A 25,555-nucleotide genomic window follows, 5' to 3' on the forward strand; every position below is an offset into this window, starting at 1 on the left:
GCATTCGTCGCGGCCAACAGAACAAACGTACACCAAGCCAAATGTTCTCCGGTAAACTAGGTGGTTGCCTTTTCAACCCAGACGAGCACGCCATGAGCTACCGCCCCGCCGACGCAGACACCCCGCTGATCCGCATCCGCGGCGCGCGCACGCACAACCTGAAGAACGTCAATCTCGACATTCCGCGCGGCAAGCTCGTCGTCATCACCGGGCTGTCGGGGTCGGGCAAATCGTCGCTGGCGTTCGACACGCTCTACGCCGAGGGCCAGCGCCGCTATGTCGAATCGCTGTCGGCGTACGCGCGGCAGTTTTTGCAGCTGATGGAAAAGCCCGACGTCGACCTGATCGAGGGGCTCTCCCCGGCGATCTCGATCGAGCAGAAGGCCACCAGCCACAACCCGCGCTCGACCGTCGGCACCGTCACCGAAATCCACGATTACCTGCGGCTGCTGTTCGCGCGCGTCGGCACGCCGTACTGCCCGGACCACGGCCAGCCCCTCGCCTCGCAGACCGTCAGCCAGATGGTCGACCACGTGCTGGCGCTACCCGAAGAGACCAGGCTGATGGTGCTGGCGCCGGTGATCGTCGGCAAGAAGGGCGAAAACCTCGACCTGTTCGACGAATTGCGCGCGCAGGGTTTCGTGCGCGTGCGCGTCGACGGCGAGGTGTACGAGATGGACGCCATCCCGAAGCTCGACAAGAACAAGAAACACACGATCGACGTCGTCATCGACCGGATCAAGGTGCGTGCCGACCTGAAGCAGCGGCTCGCCGAATCGTTCGAGACCGCGCTGCGCCACGCCGACGGCCGGGCGATCGCGGTGGAAATGGACTCTGGCAAAGAGCACTGGTTCTCGGCCAAGTTCGCCTGCCCGGTGTGCAGCTACAGCCTGCCCGAGCTCGAACCGCGGCTGTTCTCGTTCAACAACCCGATGGGCGCCTGCCCGAAGTGCGACGGCCTCGGCCAGATCACCTATTTCGACCCGAAGCGCGTCGTCGCCCACCCCGAACTGAGCCTTGCCGCCGGCGCGATCAAGGGCTGGGACAAGCGCAACCAGTTCTACTTCCAGATGCTGCTGAGTCTGGCGAACCACTACGGCTTCGACGTCAACACGCCGTGGAGCGAACTCGGCGAGGCGGTACAGCAGGTCGTGCTGCACGGTTCGGGCCGCGACGAGATCGCCTTCACCTACATGAACGAGCGCGGCAGCAAGTTCGAGCGCGTGCACAGCTTCGAAGGCATCATCCCGAACCTCGAGCGCCGCTACCGCGAAACCGACTCGGCGACGGTGCGCGAGGAGCTGGCCAAGTACCAGAACAACCAGGCCTGCCCGAGCTGCGCCGGCTCGCGGCTGCGGCGCGAAGCCCGCCACGTCCGGGTCGGCAGCGAGAACCTGCACGCGATCAGCCAGATGGCGCTGCGCGACACGGCGGCGTTTTTCGAATCGCTGCAGCTCGAAGGCGCCAAGGCGCAGATCGCCGAAAAGATCGTCAAGGAAATCCGCGAGCGGCTGGGCTTCCTCGTCAACGTCGGCCTCGACTACCTGAGCCTCGAGCGCAGCGCCGACACGCTGTCGGGCGGTGAAGCGCAGCGCATCCGCCTTGCCAGCCAGATCGGCTCGGGCCTGACCGGGGTGATGTACGTGCTCGACGAGCCGTCGATCGGCCTGCACCAGCGCGACAACGACCGGCTGCTCGGCACCTTGATGCGGCTGCGCGACCTCGACAACTCGGTCATCGTCGTCGAACACGACGAGGACGCGATCCGCGCCGCCGACTTCCTCGTCGACATCGGCCCCGGCGCCGGCGTCCACGGCGGCGAGGTGATCGCCGCCGGCCACCCGGACGACATCATGGCCGAACCGAAGTCGATCACCGGCCAGTTCCTCTCCGGCGCACGCAAGATCGAGATTCCGGCCAAGCGTCGCGCCCCCGAGCCGGACCGCTGGCTGACGCTCAAGGGCGCGCACGGCAACAACCTCAAGTACGTGAACCTGGCGCTGCCGGTCGGCCTCTTCGTCGCGATCACCGGCGTCTCGGGCTCGGGCAAGAGCACGCTGATCAACGACACGCTGTACACGCTGGCGGCGAAGGAACTCAACGGTGCCTCGGCCGAGCCGGCGCCATTCCACGAAGTGCACGGCCTCGACCATTTCGACAAGGTCATCAGCGTCGACCAGAGCCCGATCGGCCGCACGCCGCGCTCGAACCCGGCGACGTACACCGGGCTGTTCACGCCGATCCGCGAACTGTTCGCCGGCGTGCCGTCGAGCCGTGAACGCGGCTACGGCCCGGGCCGCTTCTCGTTCAACGTCAAGGGCGGCCGCTGCGAGGCCTGCCAGGGCGACGGCGTGCTCAAGGTCGAGATGCACTTCCTGCCCGACGTCTACGTGCCGTGCGACGTCTGTCACGGCAAGCGTTACAACCGCGAAACGCTCGAGGTCCAGTACAAGGGCAGGAACATCACCGAAGTGCTGGAGATGACGGTCGAGCAGGCGCTGGCGTTCTTCGAAGCGGTGCCGACGGTCGCGCGCAAGCTCAGGACGCTGATGGACGTCGGCCTCGGCTACATCCGCCTTGGCCAGAGCGCGACGACGCTGTCGGGCGGCGAGGCGCAACGGGTCAAGCTGGCGCTGGAGCTGTCCAAGCGCGACACCGGCCGCACGCTCTACATCCTCGACGAGCCGACCACCGGCCTGCACTTCCACGACATCGACCTGCTCTTGAGCGTGCTGCAGCGGCTGTCCGAACACGGCAATACCGTGGTGGTGATCGAGCACAACCTCGACGTGATCAAGACCGCCGACTGGGTCGTCGACCTCGGGCCCGAGGGCGGCGCCGGCGGTGGCCAGATCATCGCCTGCGGCGCACCGGAAGCCGTCGCCGCGAATCCGGCCAGCCACACCGGCCACTACCTGGCGCGGGTGCTGGCCGCCTGATTGCCGGCAGCAAACAACAAAGCCGCCCGAAGGCGGCTTTGTTGCGGGCTCTTCCTTCTCTATGGCAAACCCACCTCGGCATGCGAGCGAGCCAAAGCAGTTCGGCTGCGCCCGGAGCACGGAAACCGGAATGTCCATGAAGGTACCTGAGGACGCCCCGAAGGAAGTGCCCTTGGGGCACGACCCGAAGCTAGCCCCCTTGCGGGGTTCCGGGCACCGGACGAAGCCAAACTGCGCAGGCGCAGCCGCCTGATGAGGCGGGTTTTCAGCGGCCCCGAACCGGCGTCAGCTTGTCGAGCCACTTCATCGCGGTCAGCCGCTGCTCCATGCTCCGGCCGTGAAGCAAGGCCTCCTCGAGCAGTCCGTAGGCGTGCTCAAGTTCGCCCTGCGCCAGGTGGCGCGCCACCTGTTGCAGCTGCGGGTCGTCGCTGACGAATTCGGCGGGCTCGATCCGGTAGCTCTCGGCGCGCGGCAAGGCCGGTGCAATCAGCGCATCGACCTGCGGATCGGGCGGCTCCGGGAAAGGCGCCAGCTGGAAATCGAGTTCCTCGCTCGACGGCAGCACCGGAACCGCATCGTACGCTTCGACCGGCTCTTCGGCCGCCACCCCGGCCGGCGGCGCCAGCCCGGCCTCGCGGTACATCGTGGAAGCGAAATCGAGCGCGTCGTCGCCGAGATCGACCACCTCCGCCGGCCCCAGTTCGAGCTGGCGATCGATGCTGTCGTCGAGCGAGCGGTACAGCGGGTTGTCCGGATCGACACGCTGCCCGATCGCCTGCACCTGCTGCCACAGCGCATCGCTGGCAAACTGCAGCCGAAACGCCACCGCACGCTCCTGGAATGCCTGCTTCATGTCGTTCTGGCGATAGACCTCGAACAGCTTCATCCACAGCACCAGTGCGGCCGGATGCTGCTCGATCTCGTGGTTGAGCAGGTTGATCGCCTGCTGGACGAGACCATGGTCGATCAGCAACTGCGCCTCCTCAGAGACGTTGCCCGGCAGCACCACATCGACTTCGTCGTTGTGGAATTCGTCGGCGATCTGGCCGATGTTCTGCATCAGCGTCGCCGCGCCGAGCGCCGTCCGCACGCGCGGCTCGGACGGCGGCAGCGTGGCCGGACGCATCGACATCATCTCGTCGCTGGCACGCGGATGGGCGAGCGAGAACGCGTCGCCGTAGTCCTGCTGGCGCGCACGCCAGCGCCAGCCGACAAAGCCGAGCGGGATCAGCAGCAGGGTCAGCAGCCACCATGGCGAGACGTCGGCCGGCTCGCGGCGCTGGCCGGCGTCGCTGCCGACGGCCACCTGCTCGCCCTGGCGCAACCCGGCCAACTGCTTCTCGAGCTGGGTCACCTGATACTTGAGCGCCATCAGCTGCGAGGTCTGGTCGTCCGATGTCAGCATCAGCAGCCGCTCGCGCAGCTTCAGCCGTTCCTCCGGCGTCAGTTCGGATTCGTGCGCCAGATCGAGCAACGGCGACGACAGCTGCAGCCTGAACTCGCCGTCACCGGCAGGCGCTGCAGGCCGCAAGACCGGCTGCGACGGCTCGGCCGCGGTAACGCTGAGGGTATCGGCCAGCTTCGGCAGCGGCGCCACCGTCGGCACCGGTTGCGGCGCCGGACCCGGCGTGGCCGGCCGGGCCGGCAGCACGATGCGGGCGTCGTCCGGCAACGGCGCCTCCATCCCTTGCGGCAGGTCCGGATTGAGCTGATGCAGCGCGTCAATAAAACGCGCCCGCAGATCGCGGTCGTTCGGATAATAGTGCCGTGCAATGAGCGAGACGGTATCGCCGTCAGCGGCGCGCCAGCTCCCGCCCAGCGGCGGATAGCGGCGCGCCTTGCGGTCGACCGTCGCGGACCTGCGCACGGCCGGCGCGGCATAGTCGCGCGGGTCGATCAGCACGTCGTAGCTGCGCTGGAAGCGCACCTGCTCGTCGTCGGGGCATTGCAGCCGCACGACCAGTTGCAGCACCGGCTCGCTCACCGGGCCGGTGCCGACGATCTGCAGCTCGCCACGTCCGTCGTCGGCCTGATAGCGCAGCCGGGCATTCACCAGCGTCCCGATCCCGCTGTCGGCATCGGGCAGCAGCCTGAAACAGGCGGTTCCGAGGTTCTCGCCCGCCGACAGCCGCACCGGCACGACGGCGTCGAAACGCTCGCCGAGCGCCGAGCGCAGTTGCAGTTCGCCAAGCGTCGCTGCCTGGGCGCAGGCCAGCGGCAGCCCGAGCAGCAGGGCGATCCAGCGACAGTTCAACGGGGCATTCATCTTGCTGACCGGGCGAAGGACTGGCCGTCTCAAACGATGTCCAGATGATCGAAGCCGCTCAGCACATCCTTCTGCTTCGCTTCCGTGCCGTTGAGCTTGATCTGCAGCCGCAGGTCGTTGACCGAGTCGGCGTTGCGCAGCGCATCCTCGTAGCTGATCTTGCCGGCCTCGTACAGGTCGAACAGGCTCTGATCGAAGGTCTGCATGCCGAGCTCGCGCGAGCGCTTCATGATCTCCTTGATCTCGTGCACGTCGCCCTTGAAGACCAGCTCGGAAATCAGCGGGCTGTTGAGCATCACCTCGACCGCGGCAACGCGCCCCTTGCCGGCGCGGTGCGGCACCAGCCGCTGCGAGACGAAGGCCTTGAGGTTCAGCGACAGGTCCATCAGCAGTTGCGCCTTACGCTCCTCAGGGAAGAAGTTGATGATCCGGTCGAGCGCCTGGTTCGACGAGTTCGCGTGCAGCGTCGCCATGCACAGATGGCCGGTCTCGGCAAAGGCGATCGCGTAGTCCATCGTTTCGCGGTCGCGGATTTCACCGATCAGGATCACGTCCGGCGCCTGCCGCAGCGTGTTCTTCAGCGCAGCCATCCACGAGTCGGTATCGACGCCGACTTCGCGCTGGGTGACGATCGAGCGCTTGTGCTCGTGCACGTATTCGATCGGGTCCTCGATCGTGATGATGTGATCGTACGCTGTTTCGTTGCGGTGACCCACCATCGCCGCCAGCGACGTCGACTTGCCGCTGCCGGTGCCGCCGACGAAGATCACCAGACCGCGCTTGGTCATCGCGATGTCTTTCAGCACCGGCGGCAGGCCGAGGTCCTCGAGCTTGGGAATCTCGGAGTTGATCGTCCGCAGCACCATGCCGACCCGGCCCTGCTGCATGAAGGCGTTGACGCGGAAGCGGCCGAGGCTGCCCGGGCTGATCGCGAAGTTGCACTCCTTGGTGCCTTCGAACTCTTCGGCCTGACGATCGTTCATGATCGCCCTCGCCAGCTCCTTGGTGTGCTGCGCCGACAGCACCTGGTTCGATACCGGCGTCACCCGGCCGTCGATCTTCATCGCCGGCGGGAAGTCGGCGGTGATGAACAGGTCGGATGCTTCCTTGGCGCGCATGTGGCGCAGCAAGTCGTGCATGAACTTGGCGGACTGTTCTTTCTCCATGATCCTGCTCTTCTATGGCGATGACGCCTTGTGATTATCCGAGAAGGTCCGTGCGGACTCAGCCCTTGAAGTGGTCCGGATTGGCGGCCTTGGTCCGCGCCTCGGCAACCGAAACGATATTGCGCTGCACCAGCCCCTGCAGGCACTGGTCGAGCGTCTGCATCCCGTACTGCTGGCCGGTCTGGATCGACGAATACATCTGGGCGATCTTGTTCTCACGGATCAGGTTGCGGATCGCCGGAATGCCGATCATGACCTCGTGCGCCGCGACCCGGCCCTGGCCGTCCTTGGTCTTGAGCAGCGTCTGCGAAATCACCGCGCGCAGCGATTCGGACAGCATCGCCCGGACCATTTCCTTCTCGGCCGCCGGGAACACGTCGACGACGCGGTCGATCGTCTTGGCCGCCGAACTCGTGTGCAGCGTACCGAACACCAGATGGCCGGTTTCGGCCGCGGTCAGCGCCAGCCGGATCGTTTCGAGGTCGCGCATTTCGCCGACGAGGATCACGTCCGGGTCTTCGCGCAGCGCCGAGCGCAGCGCGTTCGAGAAGCTCATCGTGTGCGGCCCGACCTCGCGCTGGTTGATCAGGCACTTCTTCGACTGGTGGACGAATTCGATCGGATCCTCGACGGTGAGGATGTGGCCGTAGTCGTTTTCGTTGACGTGGTTGACCATCGCCGCCAGCGTCGTCGACTTGCCCGAGCCGGTCGGCCCGGTCACGAGCACCAGGCCGCGCGGGTTCTGCGCGATCTCGGTGAACACGCGCGGCGCGTTCAGCTCCTCGAGCGTCAGCACCTTGGACGGAATGGTCCGGAACACCGCGCCGGCGCCGCGCTGCTGGACGAAGGCGTTGACCCGGAAGCGGGACAGATTGGGGATCTCGAACGAGAAATCGCACTCGAGCGTGTCTTCGTAGACCTTGCGCTGACCGTCGTTCATGATGTCGTAGACCATGTCATGAACGTCTTTGTGGTCCATCGCCGGCAGGTTGATGCGCCGGACATCGCCGTGCACGCGGATCATCGGCGGCAGGCCGGACGACAGGTGCAGGTCGGACGCCTTGTTCTTGACGGCAAAGGCCAAGAGTTCTGAGATTTCCATTTATAATTTTGTCCTTCTGCCGGGGCAGACTCCGAACGCAGAAAAAGGCCGCAGGCAAGGGCCAGATCAAGGCAAATCCATTATGGCAACGATGTTTGAAGCGTGGCAAGACGTGCTCCGGCGCATCGACGAGGCGGTTGTAAGCATCCAACGCCCGGCCGGTTCGGTGCGCCTGCTCGCCGTCAGCAAGACCTTCCCAGCCGAGGCGGTCCGCACGCTGTACGGCCATGGCCAGCGCGCCTTCGGCGAGAACTACGTGCAGGAGTTCGCCGCCAAGCGCGCGGCGCTGGCCGAGCTGGCCGGGATCGAATGGCATTTCATCGGTCCGTTGCAGAGCAACAAGAGCCGCAGCGTCGCCGAGGGCGCCGACTGGGTACACACGGTCGACCGGCTGAAGATCGCCGAGCGGCTGTCGGCGCAGCGGCCGGACGCACGCGGCGAACTGAACGTCTGCATCCAGGTCAATGTGTCGGGCGAGGCCAGCAAGTCCGGCGTCGCGCCCGACGACGCCGTTGCGCTCGCCGGCGCGGTCGCGGCGCTGCCGCGGCTCAGGCTGCGCGGGCTGATGTGCATTCCGGAACCGACGGCCGATCCGGCGCGGCTCGCCGGCCAGTTCGCGCAACTCAGGCAGTTGCAGCAGGCGCTGAACGCGCGCGGCCACGCGCTCGATACGCTGTCGATGGGCATGTCGGCCGACCTCGAAACCGCGATCGCCGAAGGCGCGACGCTGGTCCGGGTCGGTACGGCGATTTTCGGCCGGCGCGACGCGCTGAACCGCAGCGAAAGATAAACACGCCGCCGGTCGGCGACGTACGACAAGGAGAAAAGGATGCGAATCAGCTTTATCGGTGGTGGCAATATGGCGACCGCCATGATCGGCGGCATGGTCGCCCGCGGTTTCGCCGGCGACGAGGTCCATGTCGTCGAACCCGATGCGGCCAAGCGCGCCCAGCTGCACGCCGATTTCGGCGTCACCACCTCGGCACCGGACGAGGCGCTGCCGGCGAGCGACGCGGTGGTGTTCGCGATCAAGCCGCAGCAGTTCCGCACCGTCGCCGAGGCGATCGCACCGCAGCTCGGTGATGCGCTGGTGGTCTCGATCGCCGCCGGTATCCGCAGCGACGCGATCGGCCGCTGGCTCGGCGCCGGGCGCGTCATCCGCGTGATGCCGAACACGCCGGCACTGGTCCAGGCCGGCATCGCCGGTGCCTACGCCTCGCCCGCCTCGACCGATGCCGACCGCCAGCTGGCGACGCGCGTGCTCGAGTCGACCGGCGAGATCGTCTGGGTCGACGACGAGGCCGACCTCGACGGCGTCACCGCGATCTCGGGGTCGGGCCCGGCCTACGTGTTCTACTTCATCGAATCGCTGCAGGCGGCCGCGCGCGCGCAGGGCTTCGATACCGAGACCGCGCGCCGCCTCGCCTACCAGACCTTCGCCGGCGCGGTGAAGCTGGCGCAGCAGAGCGACGACGACGCCGCGACGCTGCGGCAGAAGGTCACCAGCAAGGGCGGCACGACCGAGCGCGCGATCAATGCGCTCGAGAACAGTCAGGTCCGCAGCACCATCATCGCCGCCGCCGCCGCCGCCGCCGCGCGCTCGAAGGAACTCGGCGACGAACTCGGCCGCGACGCCGAGCGCAACGATTAAGGACGCCGGATGCTCAACGCCACCCTCGATTTCCTGATCCGCAACCTGGCGGAATTCTTCATCCTCTTGCTGCTGACGCGGTTTTTCCTGCAGGCGGCGCGCGTGTCGTTCTCGCACCCGCTCGGCCAGTTCGTGCTGGTGCTGACGAGCTGGGCGGTGTTGCCGGTCCGGCGCTGGGTCAAGCCGGTTCGCGGCTACGATACCGCGAGCCTGCTGCTCGCGTGGCTGACCGCGCTGCTGATGCACGGCCTGTTGCTGGCGATCACGCCGTGGCCCTTCGTATTCGGCTCGGTGACGACGGTCGTCGCGCTGGCGCTGGTCGCCGTGGTCGAACTGGTCAAGCTCTCGCTCTACCTGCTGTTCGCCGCGGTGATCGGCCAGGCGCTGATGTCGTGGATCTCGCCGCACAACCCGCTGATGCCCATCCTCAACGGGCTGACCGGCCCTTTCCTCAAGCCGCTGCGCCGGATGATCCCGCCGATCGGCGGCGTCGACATCACCCCGCTGATCCTGATCCTGCTGATCCAGCTGGTGCTGTCGGTCTTCGTCGCCCAGCTCGAACCTGCCATCCTGCAGCACGTCAGCGTCGCCGGCTGATGTGGTACGAGGCCGGTGCCGATGTCGTGCAGCTGCGGCTGCACGTCCAGCCCGGCGCCAAACGCACCGAAGTCGCCGGGCTGCACGGCGACGCGCTGAAGCTCAGGCTCGCCGCACCGCCGGTCGACGGCAAGGCCAATGCCAGGCTCGTCGCCTGGCTGGCCGAAACGTTCGGCGTGCCGCAACGTCAGGTGACGATCAAGTCCGGACAGTCTTCGAGGCGGAAGCTCGTCGTCATCGAAGGCAGCGGGCTGGACCCGCTGGCGCTGCTCGACCCTCGCTGACGCCGGCCGGCGCTCAGCGATCGTCGAGCCGACGCCTGGGGTCTTGGCGCGGGTCTACCCGGCGGTATTCGCCTTCGAGTACATCGGGCACCGGGGGAACCTTTGCGGTATCACGGCGTCCCCAAGGCAGCAACATCAATACGGCCGCCACGTCGCCAATGAAGCCCGGTACGATGAATAGCACCGCCGCAATGTAGTAGCGCGCCACCCAGAACAGGCTCTGCGGCGCCAGCCGGCCGCTGCGCATGTCGTTGACCAGCGACCAGCCGACGGCGAAACGGTGATGCCGCAGCATGCCGATACCGATCAGCGCCGAAGCGAACAGCGCGGCAAGCGTCCAGCCGGCGCCGATCCAGTCGGCGACAATCACCAGCGAGGCGATCTCGGCCAGCGGATAAACGATGAATGCGAGAAACAAGTAAGGCATGAATACTCCTGAACAAGCTGCCACGTCGCACCGCGCCGTGGTCGTCATCTGTAACTGCCCCGATGCGGCGGTCGCCGACCGGCTGGCCGCGGGCCTCGTAGAGGCCGGGCTGGCGGCATGCGTCAACCGGCTGGCGCCGGTGCGCTCGACCTACCGCTGGGAAGGCAGAATCGAAACGGCCGAGGAAGTTCCACTGATGGCAAAAACCACGCTCGCCGCCTACCCGGCGCTGCAGGACTGGCTCGCCGAACACCATCCGTACGAGCTGCCGGAAATCATCGCGCTGCCGATCGCGGCCGGCCTGCCGGCGTATCTCGACTGGCTCGACGCCGGGGTGACGCTTTGATGGTACGCCTGTTGATCGGCCTGTGGCTGGCAATGCTCACATCATTCAGCCTCGCCGACCCTGCCTCGCTGTTGCCGCCGGACAAGGCGTTCCGCGCCAGCCTCGAGGTCTCGGCCGACGGCGGCTACGCGGTGCGTTTCAGCGTCGCGCCGGGTTACTACCTGTACCGCGACCGGATGAGTTTCAGCCCCGAACCTGCGGCACCGCTGCGCGCGGCCCCGCCCAAGGGCGAGTTCAAGGACGACCCGAGCTTCGGCCGGGTAGAAGTGTTCAAGCACGACGTCGTCGTGCCGCTCGAAGGCACGCCACCGGTCGGCACGGCGATCCGCACCAAGTTCCAGGGCTGCGCCGATGCCGGCGTCTGCTACCCGCCGCAGACGGCGTTGTTGCATCCGGGCCAGCAGGACGAAGGCGGCGTCGCGGCGCTGTTCGGCACGACCCGCACCGGCAGCGAGCCCCCCGCCGCGGCCGGCGATGACGGCTATTTCAACGGCGGCAAGTGGGCGACGATCGCGCTGTTCTTCGTCGCCGGCATCGGCCTGGCCCTGACCGCATGCATGTATCCGCTGCTGCCGATCATCTCGGGCATCGTACTCGGCCCGGGCAGCAGCGGCCGCGGCAAGGCGCTGTGGCTGTCGCTGGTCTACGTCCAGGGACTGGCGCTGACGTATACGCTGGTCGGCGTCGCCGCGGCGCTGAGCGGCACGCTGTTGACGGTCTGGCTGCAGCAGCCGGTGGTCATCGGCGCGTTCGCGCTGTTTTTCGTCGCGATGTCGGTGGCGATGTTCGGCGGCTACCAGCTGCAGTTGCCCGGCAGCTGGCAAAGCCGCATGAACGCACTCGCCACCCGCCTGCCCGGTGGCCATGCCGGGCCGGTTTTCCTGATGGGCGCGCTGTCGGCGCTGATCGTCGGCCCTTGCGTCGCCCCGCCACTGGCCGCGGCACTCGCCTACCTCGGCCAGCAGGGCGACGTCACGCTCGGCGGCGGCGCGCTGTATGCGCTCGCGCTCGGCATCGGCACGCCACTGCTGGTCGTCGGTGCAGCCGGCAGTGCGGTCTTGCCGCGGCTGTCCGGCAAGACGATGGCCCGGATCAAGATGCTGTTCGGCGTCGTGCTGCTCGGCATGGCGGTCTGGGTGGCCCGGCCGCTGTGGCAGGGCTGGCTGCCCGGTGAACACGCGGTGAGCTTCGAGCCGGTCCGCAGCGTCGCCGAGCTGCAGGACAAGGTGGCCGGCGCGCGCGGCAGGCCGGTGATCGTCGACTTCTACGCCGACTGGTGCATCAGCTGCATCGAGTTCGAACGCGAAACGCTGCCCGACCCGCGCGTCAAGGCCAGGCTCGACCACTTCGTCCGGCTGCGTGCCGACGTCACCGGCAACACCGCCGACGACGCGGCGCTGCTCAAGCATTTCGGTCTCTACGGGCCACCGGCGCTGCTGTTCTATGATGCCGAAGGCAGGCTCTCGCGCCAGCGCGTGATCGGCTTCCAGGACGCCGACGCCTTCCTCGCCACGCTGAATGCCGTAGAAGGAACCCGATGAGATATCCCGCCCTGTTCGCGCTCGCCGCTTTCGTCTCGCTGACCGCGCAGGCCGGCGGCTTCTTCGACGCCGCGCTCAAGGACGTCAACGGCAAGCCGTACAAGCTTGCCGCCTTGCGCGGCAAGCCACTGGTGGTCAACTACTGGGCGACGTGGTGTTCGCCGTGCCGCGAGGAAATCCCCGAGTTCGTTTCGCTGTCGAAAAAGTACGCCGGCAAGGTGCGTTTCGTCGGCATCGCCATCGACGAGGCCAAGCCGGTCACCGATTTCGTCAGGCAGTACAAGGTCAGTTATCCGAATCTGGTCGGCGAGGCCGACGCGATGGACCTGATGAAGGCCGAGGGCAACACCATCGGCGCGCTGCCGTACACGGCGATCTACGACAGCCAGGGCCGGCGCGTGTCGACGCACACCGGCCGGCTCAGCGGCGAGAAGCTCGAGTCGATCCTGAAAACGCTGCGCTGACGGCCTACTTCGAGAAACCGCAGAACACGTCGCGCAGCAGCTCGACCACTTCGAGCGTGCGGATGTCGCCGACGCGGTAGTAGACGCGGTTGGCGTCCTTGCGGGTGCGCAGCACGCCCTTTTCGCGCATCAGCGCCAGGTGCTGCGAAATGTTCGACTGCGTCGTGCCCACCGCGTCGACGATGTCCTGGACGCTGACTTCGTCCTCGCCGAGCACGCAGAGAATCTTCAGGCGCAGCGGATGCGACATCGCCTTCATGGCGCGCGACGCTTGCTCGATATGCTCGTCGCTCATTAATTCGGATGGGTTGAGCATGGCGGGATAGGCTGTATTCAAGGCAGGGTCGGCGCGGCCGAAGGCAGGAATTGTGACGACGGCAAAGCGATGCCATTGCGGTAGAATACTACCGACATTTGGAACCCGACCGCAACGCCAGCTTACAGTCGCGTCGCGGTTTTGCCTAAAGGTACAAGCAAGATGACGCAAGCGAATTCGGCCGTTTCGGTCAAACCCGTCCTGCTCCTGATTCTCGACGGTTACGGTTACCGCGAGGAGACCCAGGACAACGCAATCGCCGCAGCGAACAAGCCGAACATCGACCGCCTTCTGGCCCAGTACCCGTGGACGACGATCAACGCATCCGAACACTTCGTCGGCCTGCCCGACGGCCAGTTCGGCAATTCCGAGGTCGGCCACCTGAACATCGGCGCCGGCCGCGTGCTGCTGCAGGACATCAGCCGGATCGACGTCGACGTCGCCGCCGGCGCGCTCGGCCAGAATCCGGTATTCGCCGAGGCGATCGAGAAGGCCAAATCCACCGGTAAGACGCTGCACGTGATGGGCCTCGTCTCCGACGGCGGCGTCCACGCCCACGAAGCGCACATCCATGCCCTGATCAAGGACGCGGCGGCCGCCGGCGTCAAGGCCATCCACGTCCACGCCTTCCTCGACGGCCGCGACACGCCGCCGCGCAGCGCCGAGCAATACCTCGCCAAATTGCAGAAAGTCTGCGACGACGCCAAGGTCGCCCGCATCGTCGGCATCGTCGGCCGCTACTGGGTAATGGACCGCGACAAGCGCTGGGAGCGCGTTGCGCCGGCGTACAAGCTCATCGTCGACGGCCGGGGCCTGCATCATGCCGACACCGCGATCGACGGCCTCAAGGCCGCCTACGCCCGTGACGAGAACGACGAGTTCGTCGGCGCGACCAGCATCGGCGCACCGGCGCGGATCGAGGACGGCGACGTCGCCGTGTTCATGAACTTCCGCGCCGACCGCGCCCGCCAGATCGCCGTCGCGCTGACCGACGCCGCATTCGACGGCTTCGCCCGTCCGCGCGTGCCGCAGTTCGGCTACTTCTGTACCGCAACGCGCTACGCCGAGAGCTACCCCTTCCCGGCGGCGTACGAGAAGGAAAAGGTCAAGAACAGCTTCGGCGAATACATCGCCTCGCTCGGCCTCAAGCAGCTGCGCATCGCCGAAACCGAGAAGTACCCGCACGTCACCTACTTCTTCTCGGGTGGCGAGGAAAAGGAATTCCAGGGCGAAGACCGCGTGCTGGTGCCGAGCCCCAAGGTCGCGACCTATGACCTGCAGCCGGAAATGAGCGCGCTCGAAGTCGCCGACAAGATCGTCGCCGCGATCGAATCGCAGCAGTACGCGGCGATCATCTGCAACCTCGCCAACGGCGACATGGTCGGCCACACCGGCATCTTCGACGCTGCGGTCAAGGCCGTCGAAACGCTCGACGTCTGCGTCGGCAAGTGCGTCGAGGCGATGCGACAGATCGGCGGCGAAGTGCTGATCACCGCCGACCACGGCAACTGCGAGCTGATGTACGACAAGAACGCGCACCAGCCGCACACCCAGCACACGACCGACGTCGTGCCGTTCATCTACGTCGGTCGCGATGCGACGATGGCACCGCGTGGCGCCGGCGCGCTGCGCGACATCGCGCCGACGCTGCTCAAGCTGATGGGGCTGCCGCAACCGGTCGAAATGACCGGCCGCTCGCTCGTCGACTTCGCCTGACCGTGCGGCGCGTCCTCGCCCTGACCGTACTGCTCTCGGCCGGTGTCTGCGCGGCACCGGCCGACTCCCGCCTGCAAAGTGCCGAGAAGCAGCAGGAGCTCAAGTCGCTGCGCGGTCATATCGACGCGCTGAAGAAGGACCTCGCCGACACCGAGTCGGACCGCAAGGAAGCGAGCGATGCGCTCAGGGATTCGGAATCGGCGATCTCGGACGCCAACCGCATCCTCGGTGACCTAAATACCCAGCGTTCGCTGACGCAGGCCGAACTCGCGAAGCTCGAGGCCGAGATCGCCGCGGCCCAGCAGCACATTGCGCAGAGCCAGCAGCGGCTGGCCAGGGTGATCAAGTCGCGCTACAAGAGCGGCGAGCTCGAAGCCTGGCGCCTGCTGCTCAACCAGCAGGACCCGAACCAGGTCAACCGCACGCTCGGTTACTACCGCTACCTGGTCGCCGCGCAGCAGCAACTGGCCAGCCAGCTCGAAGCGCAGCTCGCCGAACTGAACCTGCTTGCCGACGAGATCCGCGCCAGACAGGACGAACTGGCGGCGATGAGCAGCGAAAAGCAGCGGCAGAAAACCCGGCTGCAGACCGAACAGAACAAACGCCAGGTACTGGTCGAGCAGTTGTCGGCCGAAGTCGCCAGCCAGCGCGGCCAGATCCAGAAGCTCAGCGCCGACGAAAAGCGCCTGACCGGGCTGATCGACCGGCTCAACGCGCTGATCAAAAAGCAGGAAGCCGAACGCGCACGCGCCGCGGCCAAGAGACGCGCCGAAGCCGCTGCGCGCGCCAAGGCCGTCCGCGAGGCCAACGCCCGCGCCGCGGCGCAGGCCAAGTCCGAGGGCAAACCCGCACCGAAACCGGCGCCCGAGCCCAAGGCCGAGGTCAACGACGACGTGCCGGATGCCAGCCTGTCGGGCAAGGCCTTCGCCTCGCTCAGGGGCAGGCTCAAGCTGCCGGTCCGCGGCGAGATCGTCGGCCGCTACGGCGCATCGCGCGCCGAAGGCACGACGTGGAAAGGCATGATGATCAAGGCGGCACCGGGCCAGCCGGTGCATGCGGTCGCCAGCGGCCGCGTCGTGTTCGCCGACTGGCTGCGCGGCTTCGGCAACCTCGTCATCGTCGAGCACGGCGGTGGCTACATGAGCCTCTATGCCGGCAACGAGTCGGTGCTCAAGCACGTCGGTGACAGCGTCAATGCCGGTGACACAATTGCCACCAGTGGCAACAGCGGTGGCATGGTGGATTCCGGTGTATATTTTGAACTCAGACAGAACGGCCGTCCGCTCGACCCGCAGGGTTGGATCGGCTGACCTTACCCCCGGATAAAAAAGCCCCCTCACGATGAAGCAAAAATTGCAGAAACTGGGCCTCCTGTGCGTCGGCGCCAGCCTCGGCGTCGCCGTGTCGCTGTCGTTCAACGCCGTTGCCGACAAGGACGCCAACCCCAATCCGCTGCCGATCGACGAACTCCGGGCCTTTTCAACCGTGTTCGGGCTGATCAAGCAAAACTACGTCGAGCCGGTCGAAGACAAGAAGCTGATTTCCGAAGCGATCAAGGGCATGGTTTCCGGGCTCGACCCGCACTCGACCTACCTCGACGCCAAGGACTTCAAGGACCTGCAGGAAACCACGCAGGGCGAATTCGGCGGCCTCGGCCTCGAAGTGAACATGGAAGACGGGCTGGTACGCATCGTCTCGCCGATCGAGGACACCCCGGCCGACAAGGCCGGCATCAAGGCCGGTGACTACATCGTCAAGATCGACGACACCCAGGTCCAGGGCATGTCGCTGACCGATGCCGTGAACAAGATGCGCGGCAAGGCCGGCAGCAGCGTCACGCTGACGATCCTGCGCAAGGGCGAAGCCAAACCGCTGGTGCTGACGCTCAAGCGTGCGGTGATCCAGGTGCAGAGCGTCAAGTTCAAGCTCGCCGAGCCCGACTACGGCTACATCCGCGTGACCCAGTTCCAGGAACGCACCACCGAGACGCTGGCCAAGGCGATCGAGACGCTCTACAAGGACAACAAGACGCCGCTCAAGGGCATCGTCCTCGACCTGCGCAACGACCCGGGCGGCCTGCTCAACAGCGCCGTCGGCGTCTCCGCCGCCTTCCTGCCCAAGGGCTCGCTCGTCGTCTACACCGAAGGCCGCACCGCCGACGCCAAGATCCGCCTGACGGCCGATCGCGAGAACTACCTGCGTCCGGGCAACAAGGGCGACTATCTCGCCAGCCTGCCCAAGGACATCAAGAACGTGCCGCTGGTCGTCCTGGTCAACGGTGGCTCGGCATCGGCGTCGGAAATCGTCGCCGGCGCGCTGCAGGACCACAAGCGGGCGCTCGTCGTCGGCACGCAGTCGTTCGGCAAGGGCTCGGTGCAGACCATCCTGCCGATCGACGCCAAGTCGGCGGTCAAGCTCACGACCGCACGCTACTACACGCCGAACGGCCGCTCGATCCAGGCCAAGGGCATCACGCCGGACATCGAGGTCGAAGAAGCAACGCTGAACGGTCGCGAGGACAACGGCCTGCGCGTCCGCGAGGCCGACCTCGAGCACCACCTCAACAATCCGAGCGACAAGGGCGGCAAGAGCGACGCTTCGAAGCCCAGGTCGGTGATCCGTCCGAAGGCGGCGCCCAAGGTCGATGCAAGCGAGCCGGACAGCGACAGCCCGCGCGAACTGGTGTCGAAGAAGGACTACCAGCTTCAGCAGGCGTTCAGCGTGCTCAAGGTCCAGCAACTGCTGCAGCAGAAGGACCAGCCCAAGAGCGAGCCGGCGGCCAAGCCCAAGGCTGCCAAGTAAGTCCGAACCCCGCTCCGGCGGGGTTTTTTTCTGCTGCAGCGCAGCGTGCAATCCGTCGTTTCCGGGCCTAGAGTAGGAACAAGGTGAAGGGAGACGATCATGCCGGATACCCGCACGCAGTTCGCATTCAGCGCCGAGCCGGAAGGTCAGGCTGCCCGGGCGCTGCAGCTGCTGTCCCGGCTTCCCGGGGTGTCGGCCCTGGCTGCCGGCGAACGGCGTGTCAGCGTGTCCTACTCGTCCGCCACCCATTCATTTGCCGAGCTCGAAGCCTGGCTGCTGGACAACGGGCTGGTGCTGGCGTCCGGCCCGCTGCAGTTGCTGGGCCGCGCACTGGCCCGCTACGCCGACGACGTCGAGCGCGACAACCTGAACGTCCCCGAACACAACGTCAAGGCACGCGACATCTACGTGCAGGCGTGGGGACACCATCCTCATGGCGATTCCGACGAAACGCCAGAGGAGCTCAGGCGCTACCTCTGATCCGGTTGCCGTATCGGAGCCAGGCCTGAGTTGCAGCAACGAGAGCGAACTCCGGGGCGGTTATACTGATCGCCCCGCTTTTTGAGTTGCGCGCCATGACCCTCTGCCCGACCCGCCATGCCGAACTCGACGATGCGGCGCTGCTGCGCTACAGTCGCCACATCCTGCTCGACGAAATCGGCGTCGAAGGCCAGCAGGCGCTGGCCGATGCCCACGCGCTGGTGATCGGCGCCGGCGGGCTCGGCTCGCCGGCGCTGCTCTATCTGGCCAGCGCCGGCGTCGGCACGATCACCGTCGTCGACGACGACGCGGTCGACCTGACGAACCTGCAGCGGCAGATCGCCCACACCGAGGCAAGAATCGGCGTCAACAAGGCGCAGTCGGCCGCCGAGTCGATGCGGGCGCTGAATCCGCACATCACGATCCGGCCGCTGCATGAACGCGTCGATGCGGCCCGGCTGGCCGCCCTGCTTGGCGACGCCGACGTCGTGCTCGATTGCTGCGACAACTTCGCGACCCGCCATGCAGTCAACAGGGCCTGTGTCACCGCCCGCGTGCCGCTGGTCTCCGGTGCGGCGGTCCGCTTCGACGGCCAGTTGACGACGTTCGACCTGCGCGACCCGGCCCAGCCGTGCTACCACTGTCTGTTCGGCGAGGACGGTGACGCATCGGACGGTCCCTGTGCGACCTTCGGCGTGTTCGCGCCGCTGACCGGCATCATCGGCGCAGCACAGGCGGCCGAGGCGCTGAAGCTGCTGATCGGCCTGCCGGTGCTGGCCGGCCGGCTGCAGCTGCTCGATGCGCGGACGCTGCAATGGCGGGAGATGAAGTACCGCAAGGACCCGGCCTGCCCGGTCTGCGGCGAAGCCCGTCCGGCATGAATACGGGTTTTCCCGCATTCCAAGCCCGGCCCATCCGCGTAGAGTGCTTCCCATGAACACCAAGTCCCTGCCCCTTTCCCGCCAGAATTATTGGTACCGCCCGTATATCTAAAGGCGGCCAGGACTACTCACGAACACATGCCGCCGATCAGGCGGCATCGTTGTTTGTAGCACTCAAGATACCCTCCCTGGTCGGTGGTCCACAGCACAAAGGACCGATACCATGACCGAACCCCGCAATCCCGTCACCATCCTGCTCGGCAATCCGGCGCAACATGCGCTCACCGTCGGCGATACGCTGGCCACGCTGAACCGCCGCCTGCCCTTCCTCGATCGCCATCGGCCGTTCCTGATGCTCGACGATGGCGCGCCGCTCGACACCGTGCTCGACCATCTGGCCGTCGGCGTCGACGCCGACCGGTGCACGATCTTCGCCGCCGGCCAGGTCCCGGAACTCGCCGACATCGGCCGCTGCTTCGCGCCGCTGCTGCCCGCCAGCCGCACCGCGACCGCGATGACCGCGATCCGCCCGGCGCTGGCCGCCTTGCCGCAATCGACGCAACTCTCCGAAGCCAACCGCATCGCCCGCCACTGCAACAGCCTGGCCGGACGCGAGCTGCTGCCGGAAGCGCTGGCGCTGCCCGAATCCCGGCGCGCGCTGGCCCCGCTCGGTCGCGAGGTCGGCCTGACGTCGACACCGGCCGAGCTGCGCGCCGCCGTGCTGACGATGGCGCTGCCGGCCGAAAAGCTCGGTGTCGAACAGCACCCGATCTTTGCCTACCTCGATGCGTTCGAATCGGACATCCACTTCCTCGACGACCTGAAAGCCAAGTTCCGCCGTGGCGGCCTGGCCGACGACGTGCTGCAGCTGCATCTGGCGCATTGCCTCGAAGCCTTCGTTGCGCCGCTGCGCGAACGCCGCGCCGCCCTGTCGCGCGATGCCGTCGCCCGGCAACTGCAGCGCGGCATCGACCGGACCCGCGAGGTCGCAGCGCAGACGCTGTCCGAGGTCCGACATGCGCTGGGCTGAGCGCGAGCGGCCTGCCGCTCCAACAAAAAAGCGAGGCCCAGCGCCTCGCTTTTTTGTGCCTGCGCACGCTCAGAAGTAGTTGAGCCCCAGCGCGGCCTTGACCTCGGACAGCGTCTGCGCGGCAACGGCGCGTGCCTTGTCGGTGCCTTGCGCCAGCATCCGCATCACTTCGGCCGGATCGGCGGCAAACTCGGCCCGGCGGGCGCGAATCGGCTCCAGCAAGGCTTGCAGGCGTTGTTCCAGCTGGCGCTTGATCACCATGTCGCCAAGGCCACCACGACGGTAGTGTGCCTTCAGGTCCTCGACCAAGGCGGTGTCCGGCTCGAATACGTCGAGGTAGGTGAACACCACATTGCCTTCGACCTGGCCCGGATCAGCCACGCGCAGGTGGTTCGGGTCGGTGTACATCATCTTCACCGCCTTGCTGACCTCGTCGGCGCTGGCCGACAGCGCCAGCGCGTTGCCGAGCGACTTGCTCATCTTGGCCTTACCGTCGATGCCCGGCAGCCGGCCCATCGCCGGGATCACCGCGGCCGCTTCGACCAGGATGTCCTGACCGACGTTGGCGTTGAACTTCCGGACGATTTCGTTCGATTGCTCGATCATCGGCGCCTGATCGGCACCGACCGGCACCAGGGTTGCCTTGAACGCGGTGATGTCGGCGGCCTGGCTGACCGGATAGGTGAAAAAACCGGCCGGGATGTCGCGCTGGAAATCGCGCAGGCGGATTTCCTCCTTCACCGTCGGATTGCGTTCGAGCCGCGCAACGGTGACGAGGTTCAGGTAGTAGAACGTCAGCTCGGTCAGCTCGGGCAACTGGGACTGGATAAAGATCGTGCTCTTGGCCGGGTCGATGCCACAGGCCAGATAGTCGAGTGCGACCTCGAGCACGTTGCGGCGCACCTTGTCGCGGTCGCCCATATTGTCGGTGAACGCCTGCGCGTCGGCGAGCATCAGGTACTGCGTGTGCTGGTCCTGGAAAACCACGCGGTTCTGCAACGAGCCGACGTAGTGGCCGAGGTGCAAGGGCCCGGTCGGGCGGTCGCCGGTAAGGATGGTCTGGTTCGGAGGAATGGCGTTCATGGTCGAGCTCCCTGTCGGATGGGGCCGCCGGACCGGTACCGCAGAAATACACATGCCGCCCGGTCCGGCGGCATGGTTCACGCAACGTGGCCCGCCGCTATGTCAGCGGCGCCACCAGCGGCCTCGGGCCGGACGGACTGTTGCGGTTGTTCGGTACATGGCGGTCATTCTGGCGGCGATCACGCCGGGTGTCCAGCCTCGTGCATCCGGCCGAGCGGCCCGAGCACCGCCTGCACACTGGAAGCGGTCGCCGCCAGCACCGCGTCGACCGCAACGCCGCGCAGCCCGGCGAGCTCGGCCGCGATCCGAGGCAGCTGATCCGGCGCATTGCGCCCGGGTGGCGGCCCGGCGAGCCAGGCTGGCGGGATGTCCGGCGCGTCGGTTTCGAGCACGATCGCGTCGAGCGGCAATTCGGCGGCGAGCCGGCGTATCCGTTGCGATCCGCTGTAGGTCATCGCGCCGCCGAAACCGAGCTTGAAGCCCAGCGCCATGAACGCTTCGGCCTGCTGGACGCTGCCGTTGAACGCATGGGCAATGCCGCCCCTGACCCGCCACTTGCGCAGGTACTTGAGCACCTGGTCCTGGCTGCGGCGGATGTGGACGATGACCGGCAGATCGAGATCGCGCGCCAGCCTGAGCTGCGCCTCGAACACGTCGACCTGCCGGACCGGATCGAGCCCCGGCACGTAGAAATCGAGGCCGATTTCGCCGACGGCGACGGCCGGCTCACGTACCAGCCAATCGGCGAGCAGCGCGAGGTGTTCGTCGCGATGCTCGGCGATGTAGAGCGGATGCAGCCCGTAGGCAACGGCGCAGCCGTAGCGTTCGCGCATCCGCCGCGTACCCTCGAACATCGCCGCGCCGACAGACGGCACCACCAGCTGCACAAGCCCCGCCGTGCCAGCCGCCGCGACGACCCGGTCGCGGTCGGTGTCGAACTCGGGCGCATCCAGGTGGCAATGACTGTCGATCAGCACGGAACTCTCTCGAGCGTTTACTATCTGTGTCTAACTGGCGGCCGCGCTGTGCGGCCACTACATCAGAATAATGCCATACCGAACGGGGATCATATGGGCAGTGAATTATGGATTTGGGGCGTGTTCATCGGCGTGGTGCTGGCGCTGCTCGCCTTCGACCTCGGTTTTCTCAACCGCGGCAACAATGAAATCAGCATCAAGAAGAGCCTGAAGCTCTCGGCGTTCTATATCGGCGCAGGCCTCCTGTTCGGCGCCTGGGTCTGGTCGTTCAAGGGCCCGCAGGCGGGGATGGACTACTTCACCGGCTTCCTGGTCGAGAAGTCGCTGTCGATGGACAACGTGTTCATCATCTCGCTGATCTTCACCAGCCTGGCGATTCCGCGCGAGTTGCAGCACCGGGTGCTGTTCTGGGGCATTCTCGGCGCCATCGTGATGCGCGCGGTGATGATCGGCCTCGGCGCGGCGCTGGTGCACCAGTTCAGCTGGATCCTGCTGGTGTTCGGCGCCTTCCTGATCATCACCGGCATCAAGATGCTCGTGGCCAATGACGAAGATCCGGACATCGAGAACAACCGGATGTTCAAGTTCTTCAAGCGCCACCTGCGCATGGTGCCGACGCTGCAGGGCAGCCACTTCTTCGTCCGTGGCGAAACGATCGGCAAGACCGCCGGCTGGTGGGCGACGCCGCTGTTCCTGGCGCTGGTGATGGTCGAAGCGGCCGACCTCGTATTCGCGGTCGACAGCATCCCGGCAATCTTCGCGATTACGCAGGATCCGTTCATCGTCTACACGTCGAACATCTTCGCAATCCTCGGCCTGCGCGCGCTGTACTTCGCGCTGGCGGCGATGGTGCACCGCTTCCACTACCTCAAGTACGCGCTCGCGGTGGTGCTGGTGTTCATCGGTGCGAAGATCGGCCTCGTCTACATGGACGTCAAGATTCCGTCGGTACTGTCGCTGACGGTGACCTTCGGCCTGCTGCTCGCCGGCGTGCTGTACTCGCTGTACAAGACCCGCGGCGAACCGATACCCGAGAAATGATCGGGCATCTCCCCCGCAAGCAAAACGGCCCGTCGGGCCGTTTTGTTTTTTCCAGTGCTTACTTACGGTCGGCTTCGCGCCGGTTCAGCCACCACGAGTGGACCGCCGCCGCGACGATCAGCACCGCGGCCATCCCGCCGGTCAGCGCCTCGGGGACGTGGACGAGCGGCGCAATCAGCATCACCGCCGCCAGCGAGCCGATGGCCCAGAACGCGCCGTGCTCGAGGTAGCGCAGCGTCGACAGCGTGCCCTTCTCGACCAGTGCCAGCGTGAAGCTGCGGACGAACATCGCGCCGATGCCGAGGCCGATCGCGATCAGGAAGATGTTCTTGGTCAGCGCAAATGCGCCGAGCACGCCGTCGAACGAGAACGAGGCGTCGAGCAGTTCGAGATAGATGAAGCCGCCCCAGCCGGTCTTGGCGGCGGTGTTTTCGTCGCCAAGCAGCGCGCCAAGGCTTTCGACGATCGCGTAGATCACCACGCCCCACAGCCCGGCCGACAGGAAACGGTAAGCCTCGTGCTCGGGCAGCTCGCTCGCCAGCGCCAGCAGCACCGCCAGCGACAGGATCGCCGCGGCCATGTTCAACCGGCCGATGTGCGCCAGCCCGGCTTCGAGCGGCTTGATCCAGTGATCGCGCTTGTCGCGGTTCAGGAAGAACGCCCAGAACACCATCATCAGGAAGGCGCCGCCAAAGGCGGTGACCTCGATGTGCGCCGACGTCAGCGTTGCCGCGTAGTGGTCGGGGCGCATGATTGCCATCGTCAGCACATCGTTCGCCGGCCAGTGGCCGTTCATCGCCCATTCGTACAGCGAGATCGGCCCGGGCAGCGGCGATGCCTGCGCAATCACGCCGACGATGACCAGCGGGAACAGCAGGCGCATGCCGAATACCGCGATCAGCATCCCCCAGACGAGGAAGCGGCGACGCCATTTTTCGTCCCAGTGCTTGAGGATCGAGGCGTTGACGACGGCGTTGTCGAACGACAGGCTGGTTTCGAGCAGTGCCAGGTTGAACGTGACCCAGAGCCCGACCCAGCCGCCGATCAGCCAGGCCAGTACAAGGCCGATGGCGGTGACGATGAAGGAAGAATGGAAATAGCGCAGCATGACGCACAGCATAGTGGCAAAGCGCCATTATGCCCCCGAATCCGGCGTCCCTTCGCCGCCGCCAGCCGCGGCGCCCTGATCCAGCACAACGGCAGTGCAGACGGGCATGGTTCGTGTCAGGCAAAGTCTCTATACTTTTGGCTTTGCACAATAAGCACCTATCCCGATGGGCGGGCGAGCCAAAGCAGTTGGCCGCCACCCGAAGCGCAGAAGCCGGAATGGACTGAAGTCCATGCGGATTCCGGGCATCGAACGGCGGCAGAATCGCAGGCACAGCCGTCCAGTGGGCCAGGTCCAAGCTGTTTCCCCCGAACGGAGCCCCGCATGAGTCACGCTTATCTCGATCTGGTTCAGGCGCACGACGCGCTGCTGCAAAAACAGGATGCCCCGCTGTTCGGCTCGCTGGAAGGCCTGAATCTGCCCGCCCGCACGGCGCCGGCCGCCGACGCGCCGGTCGTGATGATCTTCGCGCCGCACCCGGACGACGAATGCATCATCGGCGCGCTGCCGCTGCGCCTCGGCCGCGAAGCGGGTTTCCGCGTCGTCAACGTTGCGGTGACGCAGGGCTCGAACCTCAAGCGCCAGCCGGAGCGTTGGGTCGAGGTATCGAACGCGTGCGAGCTGCTCGGCTGGGAACTGCAGGAAACCATCCCGGGCGGCCTGATGGGCGTATCGCCCAAGACCCGCAGCGACGACCCCGTGGCCTGGGCCGAAAAGGTCAACGTGCTCGCCGCACTGATCGAGAAATACCAGCCGGCCGTCTGTGTGTGCCCGCACGACAACGACTACCACTCGGCGCACATCGGCACCCACTATCTGGTCGTCGATGCATTGAAGCAGGCCGGCCACGCCTGCACGCTGGCGCAGAGCGAGTTCTGGCGCCAGATGGACGCACCGAACGCGCTGATCGCGACCGGCAACGCCGATACCGCCGACCTGATCGCCGCGCTGGCGTGCCATGTCGAGGAAGTGCGCCGCAACCCCTACCACCTGCGCCTGCCGGGCTGGATGGCCGACAACGTCCGGCGCGGTGCCGAGGTCTGCGGCGGCCAGGGTGCGGCTGCGCCGACGTTCTCGTTCGGTACCATCTACAAGGTCAGCAAGTTCGACGGCGGCAAGCTGCTCGAGAATCCGGCCAAGTACACCCTGGCCGAAGGCGACGACATCCGCGCACTGTTCGGCTGAACCGGACTCGCACCGCGAACAGGCTGCCCCGGCAGCCTGTTTTGCTTTCGCCGCGCGGCCACTGTACCTGTCCGCGCGGCGCGCAATGCCGATGGCAACGACCGCATCATCTACGACGAGCTGTGCAGGGGCATCTTCCTTGACGCCAGCCGC

Annotated in this window: 24 protein-coding genes; 16 read left to right on the forward strand and 8 right to left on the reverse strand. The window is 66.4% G+C overall.

All coding sequences use genetic code 11. From position 1 onward, the window contains the following. Positions 1–92 precede the first annotated feature (92 nt). Positions 93–2,939 carry an excinuclease ABC subunit UvrA gene (gene uvrA / locus BJP62_RS07785; protein ID WP_070528598.1) on the forward strand — a complete coding sequence of 949 codons (2,847 nt, stop codon included), beginning with the start codon at positions 93–95 and terminating at the stop codon, positions 2,937–2,939. 265 nt (positions 2,940–3,204) lie between these two features. On the opposite strand, the gene BJP62_RS07790 is transcribed toward uvrA, so the two are convergent. Genes BJP62_RS07790 through BJP62_RS07800 form a run of 3 tightly spaced genes read right to left on the reverse strand, consistent with a single transcriptional unit; the run spans position 3,205 to position 7,473 of the window. Further along, on the reverse strand, positions 3,205–5,205 hold the full coding sequence (locus BJP62_RS07790; protein ID WP_070528600.1) for a FimV family protein: 2,001 nt from the start codon (positions 5,203–5,205) through the stop codon (positions 3,205–3,207). Between the two features lie 29 nt (positions 5,206–5,234). After that, positions 5,235–6,371 (reverse strand): PilT/PilU family type 4a pilus ATPase, encoded by a 1,137-nt coding sequence (locus BJP62_RS07795; protein WP_070528604.1) that lies wholly within the window; start codon positions 6,369–6,371, stop codon positions 5,235–5,237. A 58-nt stretch (positions 6,372–6,429) separates the two neighbouring features. After that, the gene (locus BJP62_RS07800) at positions 6,430–7,473 is read right to left on the reverse strand and encodes a type IV pilus twitching motility protein PilT (RefSeq protein ID WP_070528607.1); all 1,044 of its coding nucleotides are present in this window, start codon (positions 7,471–7,473) and stop codon (positions 6,430–6,432) included. A 91-nt stretch (positions 7,474–7,564) separates the two neighbouring features. On the opposite strand from BJP62_RS07800, the gene BJP62_RS07805 reads away from it, so the two are divergent. From BJP62_RS07805 to BJP62_RS07820, 4 genes are read left to right on the forward strand one after another with little or no spacing between them, the layout of a single operon-like run. Beyond that, on the forward strand, positions 7,565–8,263 hold the full coding sequence (locus BJP62_RS07805) for a YggS family pyridoxal phosphate-dependent enzyme (protein WP_236943701.1): 699 nt from the start codon (positions 7,565–7,567) through the stop codon (positions 8,261–8,263). Positions 8,264–8,302: 39 nt separating this feature from the next. Further along, positions 8,303–9,124 carry a pyrroline-5-carboxylate reductase gene (gene proC / locus BJP62_RS07810; protein WP_070528618.1) on the forward strand — a complete coding sequence of 274 codons (822 nt, stop codon included), beginning with the start codon at positions 8,303–8,305 and terminating at the stop codon, positions 9,122–9,124. Between the two features lie 9 nt (positions 9,125–9,133). Continuing rightward, positions 9,134–9,721, forward strand: coding sequence for a YggT family protein (locus BJP62_RS07815; protein WP_070528621.1), 588 nt, complete (start codon positions 9,134–9,136; stop codon positions 9,719–9,721). Further along, the gene (locus BJP62_RS07820) at positions 9,721–10,005 is read left to right on the forward strand and encodes a DUF167 domain-containing protein (RefSeq protein ID WP_070528624.1); all 285 of its coding nucleotides are present in this window, start codon (positions 9,721–9,723) and stop codon (positions 10,003–10,005) included. Before BJP62_RS07815 ends, BJP62_RS07820 begins: the two co-directional genes overlap by 1 nt. A 13-nt stretch (positions 10,006–10,018) precedes the next feature. Here the strand turns inward: BJP62_RS07820 and BJP62_RS07825 are convergent, their stop codons facing one another. After that, on the reverse strand, positions 10,019–10,432 hold the full coding sequence (locus BJP62_RS07825) for an FxsA family protein (RefSeq protein ID WP_070528627.1): 414 nt from the start codon (positions 10,430–10,432) through the stop codon (positions 10,019–10,021). Between BJP62_RS07825 and cutA the strand changes: the two genes are divergently transcribed. From cutA to BJP62_RS07840, 3 genes are read left to right on the forward strand one after another with little or no spacing between them, the layout of a single operon-like run. Next, positions 10,431–10,778: a divalent-cation tolerance protein CutA gene (cutA, locus tag BJP62_RS07830; protein WP_070528630.1), complete on the forward strand. Its 348-nt coding sequence runs from the start codon at positions 10,431–10,433 to the stop codon at positions 10,776–10,778. The genes BJP62_RS07825 and cutA overlap by 2 nt on opposite strands. Positions 10,779–10,810: 32 nt before the next feature. After that, on the forward strand, positions 10,811–12,319 hold the full coding sequence (gene dsbD, locus BJP62_RS07835) for a protein-disulfide reductase DsbD (protein WP_205700981.1): 1,509 nt from the start codon (positions 10,811–10,813) through the stop codon (positions 12,317–12,319). Further along, positions 12,316–12,783 carry a TlpA disulfide reductase family protein gene (locus tag BJP62_RS07840; RefSeq protein ID WP_083300783.1) on the forward strand — a complete coding sequence of 156 codons (468 nt, stop codon included), beginning with the start codon at positions 12,316–12,318 and terminating at the stop codon, positions 12,781–12,783. Before dsbD ends, BJP62_RS07840 begins: the two co-directional genes overlap by 4 nt. Positions 12,784–12,787: 4 nt before the next feature. Here BJP62_RS07840 and BJP62_RS07845 read toward each other — a convergent pair whose 3' ends face one another. Then, complete coding sequence (locus BJP62_RS07845) at positions 12,788–13,078, reverse strand: helix-turn-helix transcriptional regulator (RefSeq protein ID WP_205700982.1); 291 nt, start codon at positions 13,076–13,078, stop codon at positions 12,788–12,790. 183 nt (positions 13,079–13,261) lie between these two features. On the opposite strand from BJP62_RS07845, the gene gpmI reads away from it, so the two are divergent. From gpmI to BJP62_RS07875, 6 genes are all read left to right on the forward strand, one after another. Beyond that, on the forward strand, positions 13,262–14,815 hold the full coding sequence (gene gpmI / locus BJP62_RS07850; protein WP_070528640.1) for a 2,3-bisphosphoglycerate-independent phosphoglycerate mutase: 1,554 nt from the start codon (positions 13,262–13,264) through the stop codon (positions 14,813–14,815). A 2-nt stretch (positions 14,816–14,817) separates the two neighbouring features. Next, the gene (locus BJP62_RS07855; RefSeq protein ID WP_083300785.1) at positions 14,818–16,125 is read left to right on the forward strand and encodes a murein hydrolase activator EnvC; all 1,308 of its coding nucleotides are present in this window, start codon (positions 14,818–14,820) and stop codon (positions 16,123–16,125) included. A 31-nt stretch (positions 16,126–16,156) separates the two neighbouring features. After that, positions 16,157–17,617 carry a S41 family peptidase gene (locus BJP62_RS07860; protein ID WP_070528643.1) on the forward strand — a complete coding sequence of 487 codons (1,461 nt, stop codon included), beginning with the start codon at positions 16,157–16,159 and terminating at the stop codon, positions 17,615–17,617. Between the two features lie 99 nt (positions 17,618–17,716). Continuing rightward, on the forward strand, positions 17,717–18,097 hold the full coding sequence (locus BJP62_RS07865) for a hypothetical protein (RefSeq protein ID WP_070528645.1): 381 nt from the start codon (positions 17,717–17,719) through the stop codon (positions 18,095–18,097). Between the two features lie 95 nt (positions 18,098–18,192). Beyond that, positions 18,193–18,978, forward strand: a complete 786-nt coding sequence (locus BJP62_RS07870) for a molybdopterin-synthase adenylyltransferase MoeB (protein WP_070528647.1) — start codon at positions 18,193–18,195, stop codon at positions 18,976–18,978. Between the two features lie 223 nt (positions 18,979–19,201). Beyond that, entirely contained in the window at positions 19,202–20,008 is an 807-nt protein-coding gene (locus BJP62_RS07875; RefSeq protein WP_070528649.1) for a hypothetical protein, read from the forward strand. A 69-nt stretch (positions 20,009–20,077) separates the two neighbouring features. On the opposite strand, the gene trpS is transcribed toward BJP62_RS07875, so the two are convergent. Next, on the reverse strand, positions 20,078–21,091 hold the full coding sequence (gene trpS, locus BJP62_RS07880) for a tryptophan--tRNA ligase (RefSeq protein WP_070528652.1): 1,014 nt from the start codon (positions 21,089–21,091) through the stop codon (positions 20,078–20,080). A 179-nt stretch (positions 21,092–21,270) separates the two neighbouring features. Next, a complete protein-coding gene (locus tag BJP62_RS07885; RefSeq protein WP_083300786.1) occupies positions 21,271–22,068 on the reverse strand; it encodes a TatD family hydrolase in 798 nt (265 codons plus the stop codon). A 93-nt stretch (positions 22,069–22,161) separates the two neighbouring features. Here BJP62_RS07885 and BJP62_RS07890 point away from each other — a divergent pair, with 93 nt between their 5' ends. Next, positions 22,162–23,109: a TerC family protein gene (locus tag BJP62_RS07890; RefSeq protein ID WP_070528656.1), complete on the forward strand. Its 948-nt coding sequence runs from the start codon at positions 22,162–22,164 to the stop codon at positions 23,107–23,109. Positions 23,110–23,167: 58 nt separating this feature from the next. Here BJP62_RS07890 and BJP62_RS07895 read toward each other — a convergent pair whose 3' ends face one another. Then, a complete protein-coding gene (locus tag BJP62_RS07895) occupies positions 23,168–24,217 on the reverse strand; it encodes a DUF475 domain-containing protein (RefSeq protein WP_070532475.1) in 1,050 nt (349 codons plus the stop codon). A gap of 324 nt (positions 24,218–24,541) precedes the next feature. On the opposite strand from BJP62_RS07895, the gene BJP62_RS07900 reads away from it, so the two are divergent. After that, positions 24,542–25,402 carry a PIG-L deacetylase family protein gene (locus BJP62_RS07900; protein ID WP_070528659.1) on the forward strand — a complete coding sequence of 287 codons (861 nt, stop codon included), beginning with the start codon at positions 24,542–24,544 and terminating at the stop codon, positions 25,400–25,402. The last annotated feature ends 153 nt before the right edge of the window (positions 25,403–25,555 follow it).

This window comes from Jeongeupia sp. USM3, from assembly GCF_001808185.1.
Classification (GTDB): domain Bacteria; phylum Pseudomonadota; class Gammaproteobacteria; order Burkholderiales; family Chitinibacteraceae; genus Jeongeupia.

Bases quoted from the DNA above. Each gene is read 5' to 3' on its own strand.
- uvrA (WP_070528598.1), top strand. From the start codon at position 93: ATGAGCTACCGCCCCGCCGACGCAGACACCCCGCTGATCCGCATCCGC.
- BJP62_RS07790 (WP_070528600.1), bottom strand. From the start codon at position 5,205: ATGAATGCCCCGTTGAACTGTCGCTGGATCGCCCTGCTGCTCGGGCTG.
- BJP62_RS07795 (WP_070528604.1), bottom strand. From the start codon at position 6,371: ATGGAGAAAGAACAGTCCGCCAAGTTCATGCACGACTTGCTGCGCCAC.
- BJP62_RS07800 (WP_070528607.1), bottom strand. From the start codon at position 7,473: ATGGAAATCTCAGAACTCTTGGCCTTTGCCGTCAAGAACAAGGCGTCC.
- BJP62_RS07805 (WP_236943701.1), top strand. From the start codon at position 7,565: ATGTTTGAAGCGTGGCAAGACGTGCTCCGGCGCATCGACGAGGCGGTT.
- proC (WP_070528618.1), top strand. From the start codon at position 8,303: ATGCGAATCAGCTTTATCGGTGGTGGCAATATGGCGACCGCCATGATC.
- BJP62_RS07815 (WP_070528621.1), top strand. From the start codon at position 9,134: ATGCTCAACGCCACCCTCGATTTCCTGATCCGCAACCTGGCGGAATTC.
- BJP62_RS07820 (WP_070528624.1), top strand. From the start codon at position 9,721: ATGTGGTACGAGGCCGGTGCCGATGTCGTGCAGCTGCGGCTGCACGTC.
- cutA (WP_070528630.1), top strand. From the start codon at position 10,431: ATGAATACTCCTGAACAAGCTGCCACGTCGCACCGCGCCGTGGTCGTC.
- BJP62_RS07825 (WP_070528627.1), bottom strand. From the start codon at position 10,432: ATGCCTTACTTGTTTCTCGCATTCATCGTTTATCCGCTGGCCGAGATC.
- dsbD (WP_205700981.1), top strand. From the start codon at position 10,811: ATGCTCACATCATTCAGCCTCGCCGACCCTGCCTCGCTGTTGCCGCCG.
- BJP62_RS07840 (WP_083300783.1), top strand. From the start codon at position 12,316: ATGAGATATCCCGCCCTGTTCGCGCTCGCCGCTTTCGTCTCGCTGACC.
- BJP62_RS07845 (WP_205700982.1), bottom strand. From the start codon at position 13,078: ATGAGCGACGAGCATATCGAGCAAGCGTCGCGCGCCATGAAGGCGATG.
- gpmI (WP_070528640.1), top strand. From the start codon at position 13,262: ATGACGCAAGCGAATTCGGCCGTTTCGGTCAAACCCGTCCTGCTCCTG.
- BJP62_RS07860 (WP_070528643.1), top strand. From the start codon at position 16,157: ATGAAGCAAAAATTGCAGAAACTGGGCCTCCTGTGCGTCGGCGCCAGC.
- BJP62_RS07865 (WP_070528645.1), top strand. From the start codon at position 17,717: ATGCCGGATACCCGCACGCAGTTCGCATTCAGCGCCGAGCCGGAAGGT.
- BJP62_RS07870 (WP_070528647.1), top strand. From the start codon at position 18,193: ATGACCCTCTGCCCGACCCGCCATGCCGAACTCGACGATGCGGCGCTG.
- BJP62_RS07875 (WP_070528649.1), top strand. From the start codon at position 19,202: ATGACCGAACCCCGCAATCCCGTCACCATCCTGCTCGGCAATCCGGCG.
- trpS (WP_070528652.1), bottom strand. From the start codon at position 21,091: ATGAACGCCATTCCTCCGAACCAGACCATCCTTACCGGCGACCGCCCG.
- BJP62_RS07890 (WP_070528656.1), top strand. From the start codon at position 22,162: ATGGGCAGTGAATTATGGATTTGGGGCGTGTTCATCGGCGTGGTGCTG.
- BJP62_RS07895 (WP_070532475.1), bottom strand. From the start codon at position 24,217: ATGCTGCGCTATTTCCATTCTTCCTTCATCGTCACCGCCATCGGCCTT.
- BJP62_RS07900 (WP_070528659.1), top strand. From the start codon at position 24,542: ATGAGTCACGCTTATCTCGATCTGGTTCAGGCGCACGACGCGCTGCTG.